At 72.0% G+C, this 18,539-nt stretch carries 18 protein-coding genes; 13 read left to right on the top strand and 5 right to left on the bottom strand.

The window, feature by feature from the left end; genetic code table 11:
- Nucleotides 1-84: 84 nt before the first annotated feature.
- The 3 genes from sigE to N538_RS26795 are packed head-to-tail and all read left to right on the top strand — an operon-like array spanning nt 85 to nt 2,388.
- Nucleotides 85-666 (top strand): RNA polymerase sigma factor SigE, encoded by a 582-nt coding sequence (gene sigE, locus N538_RS0121880; RefSeq protein ID WP_028639056.1) that lies wholly within the window; start codon nt 85-87, stop codon nt 664-666.
- Nucleotides 648-1,151: a zf-HC2 domain-containing protein gene (locus N538_RS0121875; protein WP_028639055.1), complete on the top strand. Its 504-nt coding sequence runs from the start codon at nt 648-650 to the stop codon at nt 1,149-1,151. The genes sigE and N538_RS0121875 overlap by 19 nt, the downstream gene beginning before the upstream one ends.
- A 4-nt stretch (nt 1,152-1,155) precedes the next feature.
- Nucleotides 1,156-2,388 carry a S1C family serine protease gene (locus N538_RS26795; RefSeq protein WP_081790652.1) on the top strand — a complete coding sequence of 411 codons (1,233 nt, stop codon included), beginning with the start codon at nt 1,156-1,158 and terminating at the stop codon, nt 2,386-2,388.
- Nucleotides 2,389-2,428: 40 nt separating this feature from the next.
- On the opposite strand, the gene N538_RS0121865 is transcribed toward N538_RS26795, so the two are convergent.
- A complete protein-coding gene (locus N538_RS0121865; RefSeq protein ID WP_028639054.1) occupies nt 2,429-2,665 on the bottom strand; it encodes a helix-turn-helix domain-containing protein in 237 nt (78 codons plus the stop codon).
- Nucleotides 2,666-2,763: 98 nt separating this feature from the next.
- Here N538_RS0121865 and N538_RS27720 point away from each other — a divergent pair, with 98 nt between their 5' ends.
- On the top strand, nt 2,764-3,423 hold the full coding sequence (locus tag N538_RS27720; RefSeq protein WP_051549535.1) for a hypothetical protein: 660 nt from the start codon (nt 2,764-2,766) through the stop codon (nt 3,421-3,423).
- 3 nt (nt 3,424-3,426) lie between these two features.
- Entirely contained in the window at nt 3,427-4,686 is a 1,260-nt protein-coding gene (locus tag N538_RS26785; RefSeq protein ID WP_051549534.1) for an AAA family ATPase, read from the top strand.
- A 71-nt stretch (nt 4,687-4,757) separates the two neighbouring features.
- Here N538_RS26785 and N538_RS0121850 read toward each other — a convergent pair whose 3' ends face one another.
- Together N538_RS0121850 and N538_RS0121845 are read right to left on the bottom strand one after the other, a co-directional pair.
- Nucleotides 4,758-6,098, bottom strand: coding sequence for a hypothetical protein (locus tag N538_RS0121850; protein ID WP_028639053.1), 1,341 nt, complete (start codon nt 6,096-6,098; stop codon nt 4,758-4,760).
- Nucleotide 6,099: 1 nt separating this feature from the next.
- On the bottom strand, nt 6,100-6,471 hold the full coding sequence (locus N538_RS0121845; RefSeq protein WP_028639052.1) for a hypothetical protein: 372 nt from the start codon (nt 6,469-6,471) through the stop codon (nt 6,100-6,102).
- Nucleotides 6,472-6,583: 112 nt separating this feature from the next.
- Here N538_RS0121845 and N538_RS0121840 point away from each other — a divergent pair, with 112 nt between their 5' ends.
- The 4 genes from N538_RS0121840 to N538_RS28735 are packed head-to-tail and all read left to right on the top strand — an operon-like array spanning nt 6,584 to nt 10,197.
- On the top strand, nt 6,584-8,029 hold the full coding sequence (locus N538_RS0121840; RefSeq protein ID WP_028639051.1) for a WS/DGAT/MGAT family O-acyltransferase: 1,446 nt from the start codon (nt 6,584-6,586) through the stop codon (nt 8,027-8,029).
- Nucleotides 8,026-8,373 carry a DUF6912 family protein gene (locus N538_RS0121835; RefSeq protein ID WP_028639050.1) on the top strand — a complete coding sequence of 116 codons (348 nt, stop codon included), beginning with the start codon at nt 8,026-8,028 and terminating at the stop codon, nt 8,371-8,373. Before N538_RS0121840 ends, N538_RS0121835 begins: the two co-directional genes overlap by 4 nt.
- A gap of 22 nt (nt 8,374-8,395) precedes the next feature.
- On the top strand, nt 8,396-10,042 hold the full coding sequence (gene pruA, locus N538_RS0121830) for an L-glutamate gamma-semialdehyde dehydrogenase (protein WP_028639049.1): 1,647 nt from the start codon (nt 8,396-8,398) through the stop codon (nt 10,040-10,042).
- Entirely contained in the window at nt 10,039-10,197 is a 159-nt protein-coding gene (locus tag N538_RS28735) for a hypothetical protein (RefSeq protein WP_155992385.1), read from the top strand. Before pruA ends, N538_RS28735 begins: the two co-directional genes overlap by 4 nt.
- Here N538_RS28735 and N538_RS27715 read toward each other — a convergent pair.
- The gene (locus tag N538_RS27715) at nt 10,182-10,664 is read right to left on the bottom strand and encodes a DUF2505 domain-containing protein (RefSeq protein WP_155992383.1); all 483 of its coding nucleotides are present in this window, start codon (nt 10,662-10,664) and stop codon (nt 10,182-10,184) included. The two genes, N538_RS28735 and N538_RS27715, sit on opposite strands and share 16 nt — an antisense overlap.
- Nucleotides 10,664-11,146 (bottom strand): DUF2505 domain-containing protein, encoded by a 483-nt coding sequence (locus tag N538_RS0121815; protein ID WP_028639048.1) that lies wholly within the window; start codon nt 11,144-11,146, stop codon nt 10,664-10,666. Before N538_RS0121815 ends, N538_RS27715 begins: the two co-directional genes overlap by 1 nt.
- A 20-nt stretch (nt 11,147-11,166) precedes the next feature.
- Here N538_RS0121815 and N538_RS0121810 point away from each other — a divergent pair, with 20 nt between their 5' ends.
- The 4 genes from N538_RS0121810 to N538_RS0121795 are packed head-to-tail and all read left to right on the top strand — an operon-like array spanning nt 11,167 to nt 18,536.
- Complete coding sequence (locus N538_RS0121810) at nt 11,167-11,985, top strand: tryptophan 2,3-dioxygenase (RefSeq protein WP_028639047.1); 819 nt, start codon at nt 11,167-11,169, stop codon at nt 11,983-11,985.
- Between the two features lie 58 nt (nt 11,986-12,043).
- Nucleotides 12,044-16,948: an NAD-glutamate dehydrogenase gene (locus N538_RS0121805; RefSeq protein WP_028639046.1), complete on the top strand. Its 4,905-nt coding sequence runs from the start codon at nt 12,044-12,046 to the stop codon at nt 16,946-16,948.
- A 53-nt stretch (nt 16,949-17,001) separates the two neighbouring features.
- The gene (locus tag N538_RS26775; RefSeq protein WP_231496299.1) at nt 17,002-17,499 is read left to right on the top strand and encodes a SigE family RNA polymerase sigma factor; all 498 of its coding nucleotides are present in this window, start codon (nt 17,002-17,004) and stop codon (nt 17,497-17,499) included.
- Entirely contained in the window at nt 17,496-18,536 is a 1,041-nt protein-coding gene (locus tag N538_RS0121795) for a hypothetical protein (RefSeq protein WP_028639045.1), read from the top strand. The genes N538_RS26775 and N538_RS0121795 overlap by 4 nt, the downstream gene beginning before the upstream one ends.
- Nucleotides 18,537-18,539: the final 3 nt, after the last annotated feature.

Here is an 18,539-nt window from a genome sequence, read left to right as displayed (position 1 = left end):
AGGTTCTCTTCAGCAGCAGTCCCTAGGTTCAGGAAGGACAGGACCCTGTTCGGATCGGCGCGGCAGCGCGACAAGGAGGCTCCGGTGGAGACCAGAGCAGATGACCACGTCCCCTCCTGGGACGAGATCGTCGAGCAGCACTCCGACCGGGTGTACCGCCTCGCCTACCGGCTGACCGGCAACCGCCATGACGCGGAGGACCTCACCCAGGAGGTCTTCGTCCGGGTGTTCCGGTCGCTGTCCACCTACACGCCCGGCACCTTCGAGGGCTGGCTGCACCGCATCACCACGAACCTCTTCCTCGACCAGGCCCGCCGCAAGCAGCGGATCCGCTTCGACGCGCTCTCCGACGAGCGGGCCGACCGGCTCACCAGCAGCTCGCCGAGCCCGGACACGGCGTACGCCGACCGGACCTTCGACGACGACATCGAGCGCGCCCTGGCGACGCTGCCGCCGGACTTCCGCGCCGCCGTCGTCCTCTGCGACGTCGAGGGGCTGAGCTACGAGGAGATCGCCGACATCCTCGGCGCCAAGCTCGGCACCGTCCGCTCCCGCATCCACCGGGGCCGCGCCATGCTGCGCACCGCGCTCGCCCATCGCGCCCCGAGCGCGGGACGGGCCCGGTACGCCGGACCCGTCCTCGCGCCGTGGGGATCCGCGACGTGATGGGCCACCTCGGCTCGCGGACCAGCGCCCTGCTCGACGGCCAGCTCTCGCCGGAGGAGACCGAGCGGGCGTGGGAGCACGTGCACGGCTGCCACACCTGCCGCGACCTCGTCGAGCGCGAGGGCTGGGTCAAGACCCGGCTGAGCGGGCTCTCCTTCGAGGTCGCCGCACCCGCGACGCCGACCTGGCTCAAGGGCTCACTGATGGGCGCTGCCGGTCCGGGGTCCACGCCGGGGGACACCTACCTCGTCGGCGCACCCGACCGGCGGCGGACCGCAGGCCTCGCCGCGATCGGTGGCAGCGCCGTCGGCGCCGCGGTGATGGGCGTGCTGGTGTTCGGAGTGGCGCCGGCCTCCGCCCCGGCACCCACCATCGACCGGCGCCCGCCGGCCACCTCGATCACGCAGGTCGACAGCTCTCGCCCGCCCGTACCGAGCCAGACCGTCACCCGCCGGGCGTGGATTTCGTCCGACGGGACAAGATAGGTACGTGACGCAGGACGAGCCCACCCAGCCGATCGGGCCGAGCACCCCTCCGCCCAGCTGGGTACCTCCGACGGTGCAGGCACCGCCGTACCGCTGGACCCCTCCTCCTCCGCCGCCCCCGCCCCGGGCTCCGCGGGCTCGCGTGCCGGGCTGGATCTGGCCGGTGGTCTGCGTGCTCGCCCTGGTCGTCGGCGTCGCGGGTGGTGCCATCGGCGGGCTCGTCTACGAGCAGGTCCGTGACGACACCCCCGGCACCGTCAGCGACGGTCTGGCCGGCGTCGACACGGTCTCCGAGGCGCCGCTGCCGGCCGGGAACGGCTCGATCGCGGCGGTCGCCGCCCGACTGCTGCCGAGCACGGTCCAGATCTCCGCGGAGTACCAGGGCCAGGAGGGCGGCGCGACCGGCTCCGGCTTCGTGCTCGACCGACAGGGCCACATCGTCACCAACAACCACGTCGTCCAGGACGCCGACCAGGACAAGGGTCCGATCAACGTCGTCGACGAGGACGGCAACAGCTATCCGGCCACGGTGGTCGGCCGCAGCTCCGTGTACGACCTGGCCGTGCTCTACGTGCCGAAGGCGAAGGGGCTCGAGCCGGCCGCGCTCGGCTCGTCGCAGGCGCTGCGGGTGGGCGAGAGCGTGGTCGCGATCGGCTCGCCGCTCGGCCTGAGCTCGACCGTGACCGCCGGCATCGTCAGCGCGCTGCACCGGCCGGTGACCACGGGGAGCACCGGCGACGACTCGTCGTACATCAACGCGGTCCAGACCGATGCCGCGATCAACCCCGGCAACTCCGGCGGTCCGCTGGTCAACCTCCGCGGACAGGTCGTCGGCGTGAACTCCGCCATCGCGACCACCGGCGGCACGGTCGGCGGCGAGTCCGGCAACATCGGCGTGGGCTTCGCGATCCCCATCGAGCAGGTCCGGATCACCGCCGACCAGATCCTGCGGACCGGCGAGGCGCGCTACCCCGTGATCGGCGCCAAGGTGAAGACCGGCCAGACCTCGGGCGACGGCGCCGAGATCGACTCGGTCATGCCGGACACCCCCGCCGAGAAGGGCGGCCTGGAGAAGGGCGACGTGATCGTCGCCGTCGACGGCGAGAAGGTCTCCGACGGCATCGCCCTGATCGTCGCGATCCGCGCCCACCAGCCCGGCGAGACCGTCGACTTCACGATCGAGCGGGACGGCAAGGAGGAGACCGTCAGCCTGATCCTCGGCGCCGAGACGGGCTAGCCGGCAAGACCCGAGAACGTCGGGGACCGTCGCGGAGCGCTCAGTCGGCGGTCTCGGACTCCACGAACGGGTGCTCCTCGACGAAGGCCTTGGTGTCGGCGTACATCCGCTGGATGAACTCCTCGAGCTGGGCCGACTCCACCCGCCACTGTCCGCGACCGCCGATCTTGATCGCCGGCAGGTCGCCGCGGCGGACCAGGGCGTAGACCTGCGCGCTCGAGGTGTTGAGGACCTCCGCCACGTCGGCGAGCGTGAGGAAGCGGGGCGTGCCGGCCATGCACCCATCGTCGCACCTCCGCCCTCCGGTACGCCGCCGCCCCGGCGGCGCTGTGGAGAACGGGTTTCGGAGCGTCTCCCGGTGGCGAGAATCCCCGCGTGAGTCTCGGCACGGCGCAGCGCCCTGCGGCTCCGGCGGCATCCGCCCCGGTTCCGCCGGCCACCCGTGCGACACGCTCCGGCTGGCGCGACCCGCGGCTGTGGATCGGGCTGCTGATCGTCGCCGCGTCGGTGGTCGCAGGTGCGCGGTTGCTGGCCGCGGCCGACGACACCGTCGCGGTGTGGGCGGTCGCGTCCGACGCCGGGCCGGGAGCTCGCCTCGACCCCGCCGACCTGGTCGCCCACCGGGTCCGGTTCGTCGACGCCGGCGACCTCGCGGGCTACTACACCGTCGACGACGAGCTGCCGTCCGACCTCCGGCTGGTGCACGCCGTCGGCGCGGGCGAGCTGCTGCCGCGCGACGCCGTCGGCACCGCCGCGGCCGCGGACACGGTCGAGCTCCCCGTCGCCGTCGACGCCGAACAGGTCCCGCCGTCGGTGGCGTCCGGCTCCGTCGTCGACGTCTACCTGATCGGCCACGACGGGCCGCTGCTCCGGGAGGCCACCGTCGTCGACGCGCCGCCGCTCGACAGCACCTTCGGCGCCACGACCGGCCGTCGCCAGCTCGTGCTCGCGGTCGCCGCCGACGACGCGGCGGCCTTCCTGGCCGACCTCGGCCGCGCCCGCGAGCCCGTCCTCACCGTCGTCCGCCGTGGCTGACCCGTGACCGACAGGACGCTCGTCATCGTGGTCGCCTCCGGTGCGGCCTGGGAGCCGGCCGTCCTCCAGCGACTCGGCGACCACCCCGGGGTCGTCGTCCTCAAGCGGTGCGTCGACGTCGACGACCTGCTGGCCGCGGCCAGTGCCGGCCAGGCCGACGCCGCCGTCCTCGGCCTCGACTCACCGGGCCTCGACCGCGCCGCGGTCGACCTGCTGCGCAAGTACGCCGTCCGTCCGGTCGCCATCGCCCCGGGCGGGGCGACCCTCGACGGCGGCCGGCTGCGCGCCGCCCGGATCGGCATCCCGCGGGTGGTCTCCGAGGACGACCTCGACGCTCTCGCCGGCGCCGTCCTCGACGAGGACTCCCCCGAGACCGTGGTCCGGGTCCCGCCCCCGAGTGGGCCGCCGCCGCAGGGTCCGCCCGCCGCCGGGCGCGTGGTCGCGGTGTGGGGGCCGGCGGGGGCGCCCGGCCGCACCACCGTCGCCGCGGCGCTGGCGGCCGAGCTGGCGCGCCGGAAGCGGCGTACGGTCCTGGTCGACGCCGACCCGTACGGCGGGGCCGTGGCGCAGCAGCTCGGCATCCTCGACGAGGTCTCGGGCCTGCTCTCCGCCGCCCGGCTGGCCGCGGCCGGCCAGCTCGAGGAGCGGTTCGGCTCGGTCCAGCGCGGCATCGACGGCCACCTGAGCGTCGTGACCGGCCTGCCGCGCGGCGACCGGTGGGTCGAGGTGCGCAACGGCACGGTCGAGCACCTCCTCGAGGTCGCCCGCGACCACGCCGAGGTGGTCGTCGACACCGGCTTCAGCCTGGAGGACGACCCGGGCTCCGACTACGGCAGCCGGCCGGGCCGCAACCAGATGACCCTCGGGGCGCTCGACGTCGCCGACGAGGTGGTCGCGGTCGGCAGCGCCGACCCGGTCGGCCTGTCGCGGCTCGCGCGGGGGCTCGTCGAGCTCGCCGAGCGCGGCCGCGACGCGCACGTCCTGGTCAACCGGATGCGCCCCAGCCTGGGCTGGTCCGAGCGCGACATCGCCGGCATGGTCGCCGGCTTCGCGCGCACCAGCGGCCTGCACTTCCTGCCCGACGACCAGGCCACCGTCGACCGCGCGCTCGTCGCGGGCCGGACCCTCACCGAGCTCGGCGACTCGCCGCTCGCCCGGGCGGTGAGCAGGCTCGCCGATGACCTCTACGCGGCGAACAGCCAGTATGGAAGGTCACCGCAGGCGGTTGCCTCACCGCCCGGGTTGCCGCTCGTTCGTGCTTAGGCAGCGAACAGCAGGTATGGAAGGTCACCGCAGGCGGTTGCCTCACCGCCCGGGTTGCCGCTCGTTCGTGCTTAGGCAGCGAACAGCAGGTACAACCCCCCGACCGTGAACGCGATCATCGCGAACAGCAGCGGCAGCTGACCGGTCAGCTGGTGCCGCTTCGGCAGGATCCGGATCGCGCGGTCGTGCGCGGCGATCACGCCGAGGACGTGGCCGGTCACGACCGCGAGCACCTTGAGGTCCGCCAGGAGGGTCGGGTGGTAGCTGAGCCAGTAGCTCACGCTCAGGTTGCCGGTCCCGAACCAGTTGCTGCCGTTGCTGAAGGGGTCGCTCGCCTGGATCAGCGTCAGCTGCCCGACCTCCACGAGGTAGCTCAGGTAGTGGGCGACGATGTAGCCCACGATGATCGGCACCACCGAGTGCGCCAGCAGGTTCGGCAGCTCGCGCCGCCGCAGGTCCTCCCCGAGCCCGGTGAGCACGCACCCGAGCGCGAAGACCAGCCCGACGCCGACGCAGAACGCCAGCAGGCCCAGGTTGTTGACGAGGTACGCCGAGGTGTCGCTCGACTGGATGAAGGTGATCCACCTCGTGGAGTCCTTGAACGAGTCGAACGCGGTGCTGCCGAACAGCACGGCGACCACGGCCACGAGGCCGGCGCGCACCGGGGTCGTGTCGAGGTTCGCCAGGGGGTGGCGGACCACCAGCAGCTCGCCCTGCTCCGTCCTGCGGCGGCCCCAGACCGAGAGCCGCGAGACCAGGGTGGAGTAGACCTCGAAGGGGTCGGCGCGTTCGTAGAAGGTGTTGCCGAACAGTGCGCCGCCGACCAGCATCACCGCGACGTACGCCGCGCACCACAGCCGGATCGGCCCGATCTCCGTGGAGTAGGGGTAGACGAGCTCCATCCAGACGAACGCGTACAGCCCGACCGCCGCTGGCCAGTGCCCGAGCCGCTCGGGATAGGTGAGCATGCCCTGCTCGGGGTCGCCGCCGGAGAGCCTCGCGAACGCCAGGTTGATGGTGCGGACCGGGCTGATCGCCTTCCACACCGGGCCGAGGAACAGCGAGAGCGGGACCAGCCCGACCCACCACCACACGTAGAAGATGCCGAGCAGGGGGTTGATGACCAGGTCCTTGCCGAACACCGCGACCATCGCGGTGTAGAGGAAGACCAGGAACCCCACCGTGCGCCAGGTGACCCGCCACGCGGCGGAGTCGACGACGGCGGTCAGCCAGGCCGGTGCCGGCCGGCCGGTCGTCGCGGCGTCGAAGCGTGGCGTGCGCCAGGCGATCGCGAGGACGGTGAACGAGACGACCAGTGCGGCGGTCGCGCCCGCGATCGCGAGCTCGGGCGAGATCGGCAGGTCCTTGGCCCCGCCGATCCCGTGGGCGAACGTGGTGCCGTCGCCGACCACCTCAGCGGACTTCGAGCTGGACGATGACCTTCTCGAGCGAGTGCGACTCGACGTCGACGGTGCCCGGGGCCTCGATCGGCGTCAGCTTCAGGGTGGTCTCGCCCTTGCTGTACTCCAGCTCCTGCTCGGGCGTGGAGTGGACGTGGATCTCGCCCGGCGCGTCCGCGGTCACCTGCAGGGTGACCGGCTGGCCGACCGAGACGTCGACGCGCTCGCCGTTCGGCGTGACCGAGTCCCCGTCGAACGTGACCTGGATGATCTTCGGATCCGAGGAGGACGAGCCGTCGGAACCGCCTCCTGAGTCGGAGGCGCCGCACGCCGCCAGGGGGACGGCGCACAGCAGGACGGTCAGGCTGGCAAGGAGTCGGCGCATCGTCGCTCTTTCTGGCTGGGTCGTGACGTCTGCCAGAATCCCATGTTGTACAGACCGTCGGTACGTGACCCCGGCGATCTTGGGTGATTCTCAGTGAGAGGCGGCGGACGGCATGAGTGAGCGGCTCCGGCCGCGAGACGTGGCCCTCCTGGCGGAGGAGTCCGCCTCGACGCCGATGCACAACGCCACGGTGGAGATCTTCGACCCCGGGCAGTCCGGCTTCGACTACGCCGAGCTGGTCCGGCTGGTCCAGGAGCGGATCTCGTTCGTGCCCCGCTACCGCCAGCGCGTGCAGACGGTCCCGGGCCGGATCGCCAACCCGGTGTGGGTGGACGACGACCACTTCGACCTCGGCTACCACGTACGCCGGTCTGCACTGCCGCGTCCGGGCACGCTGGACCAGCTGCGCGAGCTGGTGGCGCGGATCGTCTCGCGCCCGCTGGACCGGCACCGCCCGCTGTGGGAGATCTACTTCGTGGAGGGACTCGCCGACGGGCGGGTCGCGCTGCTCTCGAAGGCCCACCAGGTGCTGGTCGACGGCATGCACACCGTGGACCTCGGCCAGGTGCTGCTCGACACCGCGCCCGAGCCCAAGGAGCTGGGTGGCGACGAGTGGCGCCCGCACGCCGGACCGTCGCCGTTCTCCTTGATGGCCGGCGCGATCAAGGACTCGGTGACCGAGCGCGGGACCGTCACCGCCACGGCGCGTAGCACCACCGGCGCGCTGGTCCGTGGCGTCGCGGGCGTGGCGCGCTCGGCCGGCCGGGTCACCGACGCGCTCACCAACCGCACCCCGTCGCCGGACTCGCCGATCATCGGCCCGTTGTCCCAGCAGCGCCGCGTGGTCGCCGTCCGCACCGACCTCGCCGACTACCGCAAGGTCCGCGAGGCGCACGGCGGCACCGTGAACGACGTGGTGCTCGCGACGGTCACCGGCGCGCTGCGGTCCTGGCTGATGACCCGCGGTGAGTCGATGCGCGGCGTCCGCCAGATCAGGGCGGTGGTGCCGATCTCGGTGATCGACGACGAGATGGAGGCGACCTCGCTGGGCAGCCAGATCGCCCCGCACTTCGTGGACCTCCCGGTCTGGGAGCCGAGCCCGGTGGTCCGCCTGCACCAGGTGTCGTACTCCTTCCTCGCGCACAAGGAGACCGGCCGCGCGGTCGCCGCGAGCCGGCTGACGAGCATCTCCGGCTTCGCACCCGCGACGTTCCACGCGATCGGCTCGCGCCTCGCCGCGACCGAGCGCCGGTCCTACCAGCTGAGCGTCACCAACGTCCCGGGACCGCAGGCCCCGCTGTATGCCGCGGGCGCCCGGATGCTGGAGACCTACCCGGTCCCGCCGCTGCTCGAGGGGCATCCCCTGGCGATCGGCGTGACGTCGTACGACGGGCACGTCTACTACGGGATCACCGCCGACCGCGACCTGCTGCCGGACGCCGACCTGCTCGGCCCCTGCATCCGGGAGGCGCTCGACGAGCTCGTCGACTCCGCGTCCGGCGGCCGCACCCGAGCGCCGCGCGGCCGCCGCAAGCGGAAGACGGAGACCCAGCAGTGAGGATCTACCTCCCGACGACGCTCGCGCTGCTGGCCGACCAGCACGCGGAGGGGGCCGTCGTGGTCACCGACGACCTGGTGGTCGCGGAGGACGACAGCGAGGACGGCGAGTACGCCGCGCTGATGACCGCGGCCGACGCCTCCGCGGCCCTGCTGGCCGGGCCGGGCCGCCGCGTCGTGGTCGTCGCCGAGCTGGACACGGAGCCCGAGCCGGGCTGGACGGTGCCGCTGAAGCGCGTCGTCGCGGTGCACGCCGACACCGCGGACCGGCCCGTCGGCGCCGACCCGGACGAGGACCTCGGATGGTTCGCCACCCAGGAGATCCCCGACCTCTGCCGAGCCTGATCTGACGGTTAGGCTCGGGGGCATGGACGCTGTCACCACCCCTCCGGCTCCCACCAACGAGCCGAATCTGACCTACGCGCCGGGCACCCCCGAACGGGATGCGCTGCTCGTGGAGATCGAGAAGCTCGAGAAGAAGCAGAAGCCCCTGCGCGGCTACGTCGGTGGCCGGTGGAAGGCCGGGGGTGGGGCGGAGATCGCGGTCGTCCAGCCGCACGACCACCAGCACGTGCTCGGCACGCTGAGGAACTCCACGCAGGCCGACGCGCGCGCCGCGATCAAGGCCGCTGCCGACGCCGCGCCGGGCTGGCGTGACATGGACTTCGACGACCGCGCCGCGGTTCTGCTCAAGGCCGCGGACCTGCTCGCCGGCCCCTGGCGCCAGCGGCTCAACGCCGCGACCGTGCTCGGCCAGTCCAAGACGCCGTTCCAGGCCGAGATCGACTCCGCCTGCGAGCTCATCGACTTCTGGCGCTACAACGTCCACTACGCGCGCGAGATCCTCGCCGACCAGCCGATCGCGAACAGCCCCGGCGTGTGGAACCGCACCGACCACCGCCCGCTCGAGGGCTTCGTCTACGCGATCACGCCGTTCAACTTCACCGCGATCGCGGGCAACCTGCCCACGGCGCCGGCGCTGATGGGCAACACCGTCATCTGGAAGCCGTCGCCCACCCAGCAGCTGGCCGCGTCGCTGACGATGGAGCTGCTGGAGGAGGCCGGGATGCCGCCGGGCGTGATCAACATGCTCCCCGGCGACGGGCTGGAGGTCTCGCAGGTCGCGCTCGCGCACCCGGACCTGGCCGGCATCCACTTCACCGGCTCGACGCCGACCTTCCACCACCTGTGGCGCGAGGTCGGCACCAACATCGAGAACTACCGCTCCTACCCGCGCATCGTCGGGGAGACCGGCGGCAAGGACTTCATCGTCGCGCACCCCTCCGCGGATCCCGGCGTCGTGCGGACCGCGATGATCCGTGGCGCGTTCGAGTTCCAGGGCCAGAAGTGCTCGGCGGCCTCGCGCGCGTACGTCGCCCGCTCGGTCTGGAAGCGGATGAAGGACTCGTTCCTCTCCGAGATCGAGACCATCACCGTGGGCGACCCGACGGACTTCACCTCGGAGGGCGGCGGCGTCTTCATGGGTGCGGTCATCGACGAGCGGGCGTTCGCGAAGCACCGGACCGCGATCGAGCGCGCCAAGCGGTCCCGCAAGCTCGACATCCTGGTCGGCGGCACCCTCGACGACTCCGTCGGCTGGTTCGTGAACCCGACCGTGATCGAGGGCGGCGACCCCACCGACGAGATGTTCACCACCGAGTACTTCGGCCCGATCCTCGCCGTGCACGTCTACGAGGACGGCGACTTCGAGAAGGTCGTCCGGGCGATGGAGTCGATCGCGCCGTACGCCCTCACCGGCTCGATCATCGCCCAGGACCGCCGCGCCATCGCGTGGGCGCAGGAGGAGCTGCGCTTCGCGGCCGGCAACTTCTACATCAACGACAAGCCGACCGGCGCCGTCGTCGGCCAGCAGCCGTTCGGCGGCGGTCGGGCGTCGGGCACTAACGACAAGGCCGGCGCCGCGGTGAACCTGCTCCGCTGGACCTCGCCGCGCTCGATCAAGGAGACCTTCGTCCCGCCGACCGACTACCGGTACCCGTACCTCGGTCGATGATCCTGCTGCACCTGGGTGCCCTGCACCCGTACGAGAAGGTCGCGACCCTCGTCCTGGCCTTCGGCCCGTTCCTGCTCCTGGCGGCGGTGATCCTGATCCGCCGCCGGCAGGACGCGGCCGAGGACGAGGGCGGTCCGGCTCAGCGCGACAGGTAGTCGCGCCCGACCTTCCCCTCGGCGACCAGCGCCTTGCGGAGCAGCCCGGCGATCAGCTCCTCGAGCTTCCCGGCGACCAGCGGGATGTTGACCTTGATCCGTACGTCGACGGTCTCGGTCGTCCGGCCGGCGGACTCCTCGAGGGTGATCGTGCCGACCATCTGGCCGGGCTTGCCGGGGATCGTCACGTGCAGGTCGGCGGCCTCGGGCGAGGACCACTCCTCGCGCTGGACGATGTCGATCTCGTCGCCCACGAACTTCCTCGCGAAGCCGGGGATCCCGTTCGCGGGCTGGGCCTGCTCGACGACGACGGTCGTGATCCCGCCGTCGACGTCGACGGTGACGCTCGACCGGAGCACCCGCTGGTAGGCACAGACCTCCTCGCGGAAGGCCGGGTCGGCCAGCATCGCGGCCACGTCCGCGAGCGGCGCGTCGTACTCCAGCCGGTGCGTGAGCGTCGTCGCCATCAGCGGCTGCCCGCCAGCCACGGGACGCCGACCCCGTGCTCGGCGTCCATGCCGGCGGCGACCCGCTCGGCGAGCAGCTTCTCCAGCTTGCCGCCGATCAGCGGCACCTTGATCCTCAGCTCCAGCTCGACGATCTCGACGGTCCCGGACCCCTCCGGGCGCAGGGTGATGGTGCCCTTCACCTCCGACGGCTTGCCGGGCGCGTCGATGCGCAGCGTGCCGCCGGTCGAGTCCGCCCACTCCTCGCGCTGGATGGCGCGGGTGGAGTCCCCGGCGAAGGTGCGGGCGAACCCGGGGAGGTCGTCGGTCCTCTGCTCCTGGTCGATGGTCAGCCGGAAGCCGTTGCCCTCGCGCACGACCTGCACCTCGGCGGAGATCACGTCCTGGGCGGCGCAGGCCGCCTCCCGGAACGCGGGATCGGCCAGCATCTCGAAGACGTCGGCGGGCGAGGCGTGGTACCTGAGCTCGTGTCGGAACTTCATGCGGACATAGTCTCAGGCCCATGACCACCGAGAGCCCTGCTGAGAACTTCGTCTCCTTCGGCGAGCAGGGGGCGCAGCTCACCTACGGCTCGTACCTCCGCCTGCCGCAGCTGCTCGACGCCCAGCACCTCGAGTCCGACCCGCCCGCGCACGACGAGCTGCTGTTCATCACCATCCACCAGGTCTACGAGCTGTGGTTCAAGCAGCTCCTGCACGAGGTCTCGGCGGCCCGCGACGCGATGCTGGGCGGGGTCGACGGCGGCCGGCTGTGGTGGGCGCAGCACCTGCTCACCCGGGTCCACGTGATCGAGCGGGTCCTGGTCCAGCAGATCGACGTGCTGGAGACGATGACGCCGCAGGACTTCCTGGAGTTCCGGCAGCGGCTCGCCCCGGCCAGCGGCTTCCAGTCCGTGCAGTTCCGGGAGCTGGAGTTCCTGTCCGGCCAGAAGGACCCGGCGTACCTCAAGCGCTTCAAGGGCATCACGTCGGCGGAGCGGGCGCAGCTCGACGCCCGGCTGGCCGAGCCGACGCTGTGGGACGCGTTCCTCGTCGTGCTGCGGTCGTTCGGCCTCGCCGCCGACTCCGAGCGAGACGTCTCCGACTCGCTGCGCACCGTGGCCCACGACCGCGACCAGTACGCCGTGGTCTGGGCCCTCGCCGAGGCGCTGCTCCAGCACGACGAGCTCGCCGCCAACTGGCGCGCCCGCCACGTCGTGATGGTCGAGCGGATGATCGGCAGCAAGTCCGGCACCGGCGGGTCCAGCGGCTCGACCTACCTCCGCTCCCGCCTCCCCGTGCAGTACTACCCCGTCCTCTGGGCCCTGCGCAGCGAGCTCTGACGGTCGACGTGGGGGACCCGACTGGTGGGTGACGGAGTGGGCGTCCTAGTGTCGGAGGGTGTCAACGTCGACGCGTGAGAAGGACCTGTCCGAGCTGCTGTCCGGTGCCATCGAGGTGGCCCGGAACGGGAGGCGCTCCGGGGGTCCCCCCGACGAGTCCGTCGACACGCTGGTCAGGGCCTACTACCGGCACGTCGCGGTCGAGGACATCGCCGATCGCAGCGACGTCGACCTGTACGGCGCGTTCGCGTCGCACTACGAGCTCGCGGCCAGCCGCCCGCAGGGCACCGCCCGGGTGCGGGTGTTCACCCCCACCTCCGCCGTGCACGGCTGGTCGGCGGACGGGCACTCGGTCGTCGAGGTCGTCGTCGACGACATGCCGTTCCTCGTCGACTCCCTGACCATGGAGCTGTCCCGCGAGCTGCGCGACGTGCACCTGGTGATCCACCCGCTCCTGGACGTCAGGCGGGACATCACCGGCGCCGTCCGCGGCGTGCGGCCCGCCTCGGAGACCGACGACGCCCCGAACGACACCCAGGACGGGCGCGGCGAGGAGGTTCGCGAGTCCTGGATGCACATCGAGATCGACCGGCTCGCCGACGGCGAGGACGTCACGGCGATCGAGGACGGGATCCAGCGGGTGCTGCGCGACGTCCGCGAGTCCGTGGAGGACTGGGACAAGATGCACGCCCAGGTCGCGGACATCGTGCACGAGCTGACCGTCGACCCGCCCGCCGGCGTCGACGCCGCCGAGGTCCACCAGGCGCGCGACCTGCTGCAGTGGCTCGCCGAGGACCACTTCACATTCCTCGGCTACCGCGAGTACGCCCTGGAGTCGCACGACGGCGCCCAGGACGAGCGCGACAAGGGGGAGTACCTCAAGGCCGTCCCCGGCACCGGCCTCGGCATCCTGCGCGCCGACCAGGACATGACGACCAGCTCCGGCAGGCTGCCCGACGCCGCGGCCGCGAAGGCGCGGGAGAAGAGCATCCTGGTGCTGACGAAGGCCAACTCGCGCTCGACCGTGCACCGGCCGGCGTACCTCGACTACGTCGGCGTCAAGAAGTTCGTGAACGGCGAGGTCGTCGGCGAGCGACGGTTCCTCGGCCTCTACTCCAGCGCCGCCTACACCGAGTCGCTGACCCGGATCCCGTTGCTGCGGGAGCGGGCGGCCGCCGTCCTCAAGCGGATCGGCTTCCAGCCGTTCAGCCACGACGGCAAGGCCCTGATGGACACGCTCGAGACGTACCCGCGCGACGAGCTGTTCCACACCAGCGTCGACGAGCTGGCGCCGATGGCCGAGCAGGCGATGCACGCGCGGGAGCGCCGGCAGCTGCGGCTGTTCATCCGGCGCGACACCTACGGGCGCTACGTCTCGGTGCTCGTCTACCTGCCCCGCGACCGTTACAACACGGCCGTCCGCGAGCGGTTCTCCCAGCTGCTCAAGGACCGGCTCGGCGGCGACTCCGTCGAGTTCACGGTGCGGTTGACCGAGTCGACGACCGCGCGCGTGCACTTCGTCGTGCACCCGCCGAAGGGCGCGACGATCCACGAGGTCGACACCGCGGACCTCGAGCGGCGGATGGTCGAGGCCTCCCGCTCGTGGCGCGACGACTTCATGGTCGCGGTCCTCAACGAGCACGGCGAGGAGGTCGGCGCCCAGCTGGGCCGGCGCTACGTCGACTCGTTCCCCGAGGCCTACAAGGAGGACTTCACGCCCAAGCGGGGAGCCGCCGACCTGGGCCGTCTCGAGGCGATCACGGTCGGACCCGACGGCAACGGCATCGACCTGTCGCTGTACGAGGACCTGGACGCGGGACGCGGCGAGGCGCGGCTGAAGGTGTACCGGATCGGGTCGCCCCTGTCGCTGTCCGGGGTCCTGCCGATGCTGTCGTCGATGGGCGTCGAGGTCGTCGACGAGCGACCCTACGAGCTCGACGGCGTCGAGCGGCCGACCTACATCTACGAGTTCGGCCTGCGCTACGGCCGCGCGCTGCCGGACGACTCCGGCGAGCTGTTCCAAGACGCGATCCGTGCGGTCTGGGAGGGCGCGAACGAGATCGACGGGTTCAACGCGCTGGTGCTCGGCGCGGGGCTGACCTGGCGGCAGGCCACCGTGCTGCGCGCGTACGCGAAGTACATGCGTCAGGGGAACTCGCCGTTCGCCCTCGACTACATCGAGGATGCGCTGCGCAACAACGTCGACATCACCCGGCTGCTCGTGCTGCTGTTCGAGATCCGCTTCGACCCGAAGGCCGACCTGGGTCGCGCCGAGATGATCGAGGAGCGGATCGGCCGGGCGCTGGACGACGTCGCGAGCCTCGACCACGACCGGATCCTGCGCTCGTACCTCACCCACATCCGGGCGACGCTGCGCACGAACTACTTCCAGCCCGGTCCGGACGGCGCTCCGAAGGCGTACATGTCCTTCAAGCTCGAGCCGTCCGTGATCCCGGACCTGCCGGAGCCGCGGCCGAAGTACGAGATCTTCGTGTACTCGCCGCGGGTCGAGGGCGTGCACCTGCGCTTCGGTGCGGTCGCCCGCGGCGGCCTGCGGTGGTCCGACCGCCGCGACGACTTCCGGACCGAGGTGCTCGGGCTGGTCAAGGCGCAGATGGTGAAGAACACCGTGATCGTGCCGGTCGGCGCGAAGGGCGGGTTCTTCTGCAAGCAGCTCCCCGACCCGGCGGACCGGGACGCGTGGATGGCCGAGGGCGTCACGTCGTACAAGACCTTCATCTCGGGGCTGCTCGACATCACCGACAACCTGGTCGACGGTGTGACGGTCCCGCCGCGCGACGTGGTGCGCCACGACGGCGACGACTCCTACCTGGTGGTCGCCGCCGACAAGGGCACCGCGACGTTCTCGGACATCGCGAACGGCGTCGCGAAGGACTACGGCTTCTGGCTCGGTGACGCGTTCGCGAGCGGTGGCTCGGTCGGCTACGACCACAAGGCGATGGGGATCACGGCCCGCGGTGCGTGGGTCTCGGTACGCCGGCACTTCCGCGAGCGTGGCATCGACTGCCAGGTCGAGGACTTCACCGCGGTCGGCATCGGCGACATGTCCGGCGACGTCTTCGGCAACGGCATGCTCTGCTCCGAGCACATCAAGCTGGTGGCGGCGTTCGACCACCGCGACATCTTCCTGGACCCTGACCCCGACCCGGCGTCGTCGTACGCCGAGCGCCAGCGGTTGTTCGAGCTGCCGCGGTCGAGCTGGCGGGACTACGACCCCACGAAGATCTCCGAGGGGGGCGGCGTCTACTCGCGCTCCCTGAAGAAGATCGCCCTGAACGACGCGGTGCGCACGGCGCTCGGCATCGACGGCTCGGTGGAGTCGATGACGCCGGCCGAGCTGATGCGGGCCATCCTCCTGGCGCCGGTGGACCTGCTCTGGAACGGCGGCATCGGCACCTACGTCAAGTCCTCCCTGGAGACCCACGCGCACGCGGGGGACAAGGCGAACGACGCGATCCGCGTGAACGGCGCCGAGCTCCGCGCCAAGGCGGTCGGCGAGGGCGGCAACCTCGGTCTCACCCAGCTCGGGCGCATCGAGTACGCCCGCCACGGCGCGTCCGGCGCGGGCGGCCGGATCAACACCGACTTCATCGACAACTCGGCCGGGGTGGACACCTCCGACCACGAGGTGAACCTCAAGATCCTGCTCGACCGGGTGGTCAAGAACGGCGATCTGACCGAGCAGCAGCGCAACGCCCTGCTCGCCGAGATGACCGACGAGGTGGCGGAGCTGGTGCTCCGCGACAACTACGAGCAGAACCTCGCCCTGGCCAACGCCGTCGCACACGCGCCGTCGATGCTGCACGTCCACGAGGAGTGGATCCGCCGGCTGGAGAACGACGGCGTCCTCAACCGCGAGCTCGAGGGGTTGCCGGACCGCAAGGAGGTACGCCGTCGGCTCGACCAGGGGGAGGGCCTCTCCGCGCCCGAGCTGTCGGTGCTGATGTCCTGGACCAAGATCGTGCTCGCCGACGAGCTCGTGGACTCCGAGCTCCCGGACGACCACTACTTCGACCAGGACCTGCGGTCCTACTTCCCGCACCCGATCCAGGACGGCTTCGAGCAGCAGGTCCACGAGCACCCGCTGCGCCGCGAGATCATCGTGACCCAGGTCGTGAACGACCTGGTGAACGGCGCCGGCATGACCTTCTGGCCGCGGCTCGCCGGCGAGACCAGCGCGACGCCGGACGAGCTGGCCCGCGCGAACTTCGTCGCCCGGGAGATCTTCGGGTCGCTGCCGATGCGCAAGGAGCTGATGTCCTTCGACAACCGGCTCGACGCCGCGGTGCAGACCCGGATGCGCCTCGAGATGCGCACCCTGGTCGAGCGGGCGTCACGCTGGCTGGTCAACAACCGTCGGCCACCGCTGGACAGCCAGGGCACCGTGGACCAGTTCACCGGGCCCGTGCAGCGGGTGATGGCCGAGTTGCCCGACCTGATGAGCGGACGCGAGCTCGCGGCGTTCATCGAGCGTCGCGAACGGCTCGAGCGCGAAGGCGTGCCGGAGTCGCTGGCGGGGCGCGTCGCCGTGCTGCCGCCGTCCTACATGCTGCTGAACATCGTGGAGATCGCGCTGCGCGAGGGACTCGACCCGACGGACGTCGCGCGGGTGCACTTCGCGCTCGGCGAGCGGCTCGGCCTGCCCGCGCTGGTGCAGCGGATCCTGGCACTGCCCCGCGACGACCGCTGGCAGACGATGGCGCGAGCGGCGCTGCGCGACGACCTGCACTCGGTGCACGCCCAGCTCACCGCACAGGTGCTCGCGACCACCTCGGCCGACGACCCGGCGCCCGCGCGGATAGCCGCGTGGGAGGACGACAACGACGTGGTCGTCCCGCGGGCCGCCAGCACGCTGCAGGAGATCTGTGCCGACGACCAGGCCGACCTGGCCAGGCTCTCGGTCGGGCTGCGCGTGGTCCGAGGGCTGCTGGCCACCGGCTGAGAAAGATGTCGTCCGCGGGCAACCCGCAGGCCTCCCGCAGGCATCTGTGGGATGTGGACGACTTCGACGAGTTCTTCCGGGCGACCTGGCCGCGGCTGTACCGCACGGCGTACGCGGTCGCGGGCGACGCCGCCTCCGCGGAGGATGCGCTGCAGGCGGCGTTCGCCCGGGTGTACGCGTCCTGGCGGCGGATCTCGTCGGTCGACCACCCCGAGGCCTACGTACGCCGGATGGTCGTCAACGAGATCATCGGCAGCCGCCGGCGCGGCTGGTGGCAACGGGAGCGCCCGGTCGCCGACCTCGAGGGCGCCGGCCGCGTCGAGTCGCCCGAGGTGGGCGTGGCCGACCGGGACGCCGTCTGGTCGGCGGTGCAGGCGCTGCCGCTGCGCCAGCGTGCGGTGATCGTGCTCCGCTACTACGAGGACCTGTCCGAGCGCGAGATCGCCGACGCGCTCGGCTGCTCCCCGGGCACCGTCAAGTCGCAGGCCTCCGCGGCCCTCGCCAACCTCCGCCGCAGCGCGGTGGTGCTACCGAACGGAGACCTCGCATGACGACGCTGCTGCGCGACGTGCTGCACGACGAGCTCGACGGGCTCGCCGTACCCCCTGGTGACCTCGCCGGCGTACGACGCCGTGGCCGCCGGATCCGCCGTGCCCGCTGGACGGCGGTCGCGGCCGCGGTGGTGCTGGTGGCCGGCGCGGCCGTCGGACTGACCCGGCTCGGCGGGTCGCCCGCCGATCGCGGCGTCGAGCCGATCGGCCGGCTGGACTACAGCCACGGGCTGCGCGCGTACGCCGACCCGGACGTCGAGGTCCACCTCGGCGGCCGGACGATCCCGTACGCCGACTTCCGGGGCCTGGACACCGATGCGGCGGCGACGCCGGACGGGATCGTCCACTACCGGGAGGGGGTGCCGTACCTGCTGACCGAGTCGGGCGAGTCACGGGCCCTCGAGCCGGACGCGGAGGGCGGCTCCTTCGCGCCCACCGCGAAGGCCGACGCCGTCCACGACTGGGTGGCGTACGGCGCCGTCCTCGACGGCCACCCGCAGGTCGTGGTGCGCGACACCGGGACGGGGGAGGAGATCGCGCGCCGCGAGGTGGGCCACAACACCGTCATCGACGCGCTCGACGACGGCGTCGTGCTGCTGCGCGACGACACCGGCACGGTCGCCTGGGACACCGCCACGGACGAGGAGGAGCCGGTGGCCGGCCCGAAGACGCGGATCGCCGACGTGCGCGGCTCGGTGCTGCTCTACGACGGCCCGACCCCGGACGGTCCCGGCGCGGCCGGCTACCAGCTGGTCCGCGGGGGCGTGGACGCCCAGCTGACCCTCGACGGGCAGTACGTCCTCTACTGGTCGCCCGTGCTGGAGTCCACCGGGACCGGCGGCCCGCTCCGGCTGCCGCTGCCGAAGGACGCGACGTGGTTCACGATCGATACCGACGGCTCGATCCTCGCCGCGGCGCCGACTCGCGGCGGCGACGTCCGCGTCTTCGACTGCCCGGAGTCGGGCGCGGCGTGCGACGAGCTCCACCGGATCACCGGCCGCCACGGCGACCCGGAGTTCATCGGGAACGACATGTGACCC

Source organism: Nocardioides sp. URHA0032, from assembly GCF_000620645.1.
In the GTDB taxonomy this organism is placed as follows: domain Bacteria; phylum Actinomycetota; class Actinomycetes; order Propionibacteriales; family Nocardioidaceae; genus Nocardioides.
Note: the sequence above shows the minus strand (reverse complement) of the source record. Positions and strands in the feature narration are given on the sequence as shown.

What these genes read in the sequence shown, in the direction of transcription:
- N538_RS0121865 (WP_028639054.1), bottom strand. Translation starts at nt 2,665, where the DNA reads ATGGCCGGCACGCCCCGCTTCCTCACGCTCGCCGACGTGGCGGAGGTC.
- N538_RS0121845 (WP_028639052.1), bottom strand. Translation starts at nt 6,471, where the DNA reads ATGCGCCGACTCCTTGCCAGCCTGACCGTCCTGCTGTGCGCCGTCCCC.
- N538_RS0121840 (WP_028639051.1), top strand. Translation starts at nt 6,584, where the DNA reads ATGAGTGAGCGGCTCCGGCCGCGAGACGTGGCCCTCCTGGCGGAGGAG.
- pruA (WP_028639049.1), top strand. Translation starts at nt 8,396, where the DNA reads ATGGACGCTGTCACCACCCCTCCGGCTCCCACCAACGAGCCGAATCTG.
- N538_RS28735 (WP_155992385.1), top strand. Translation starts at nt 10,039, where the DNA reads ATGATCCTGCTGCACCTGGGTGCCCTGCACCCGTACGAGAAGGTCGCG.
- N538_RS27715 (WP_155992383.1), bottom strand. Translation starts at nt 10,664, where the DNA reads ATGGCGACGACGCTCACGCACCGGCTGGAGTACGACGCGCCGCTCGCG.
- N538_RS0121815 (WP_028639048.1), bottom strand. Translation starts at nt 11,146, where the DNA reads ATGAAGTTCCGACACGAGCTCAGGTACCACGCCTCGCCCGCCGACGTC.
- N538_RS0121810 (WP_028639047.1), top strand. Translation starts at nt 11,167, where the DNA reads ATGACCACCGAGAGCCCTGCTGAGAACTTCGTCTCCTTCGGCGAGCAG.
- N538_RS0121795 (WP_028639045.1), top strand. Translation starts at nt 17,496, where the DNA reads ATGACGACGCTGCTGCGCGACGTGCTGCACGACGAGCTCGACGGGCTC.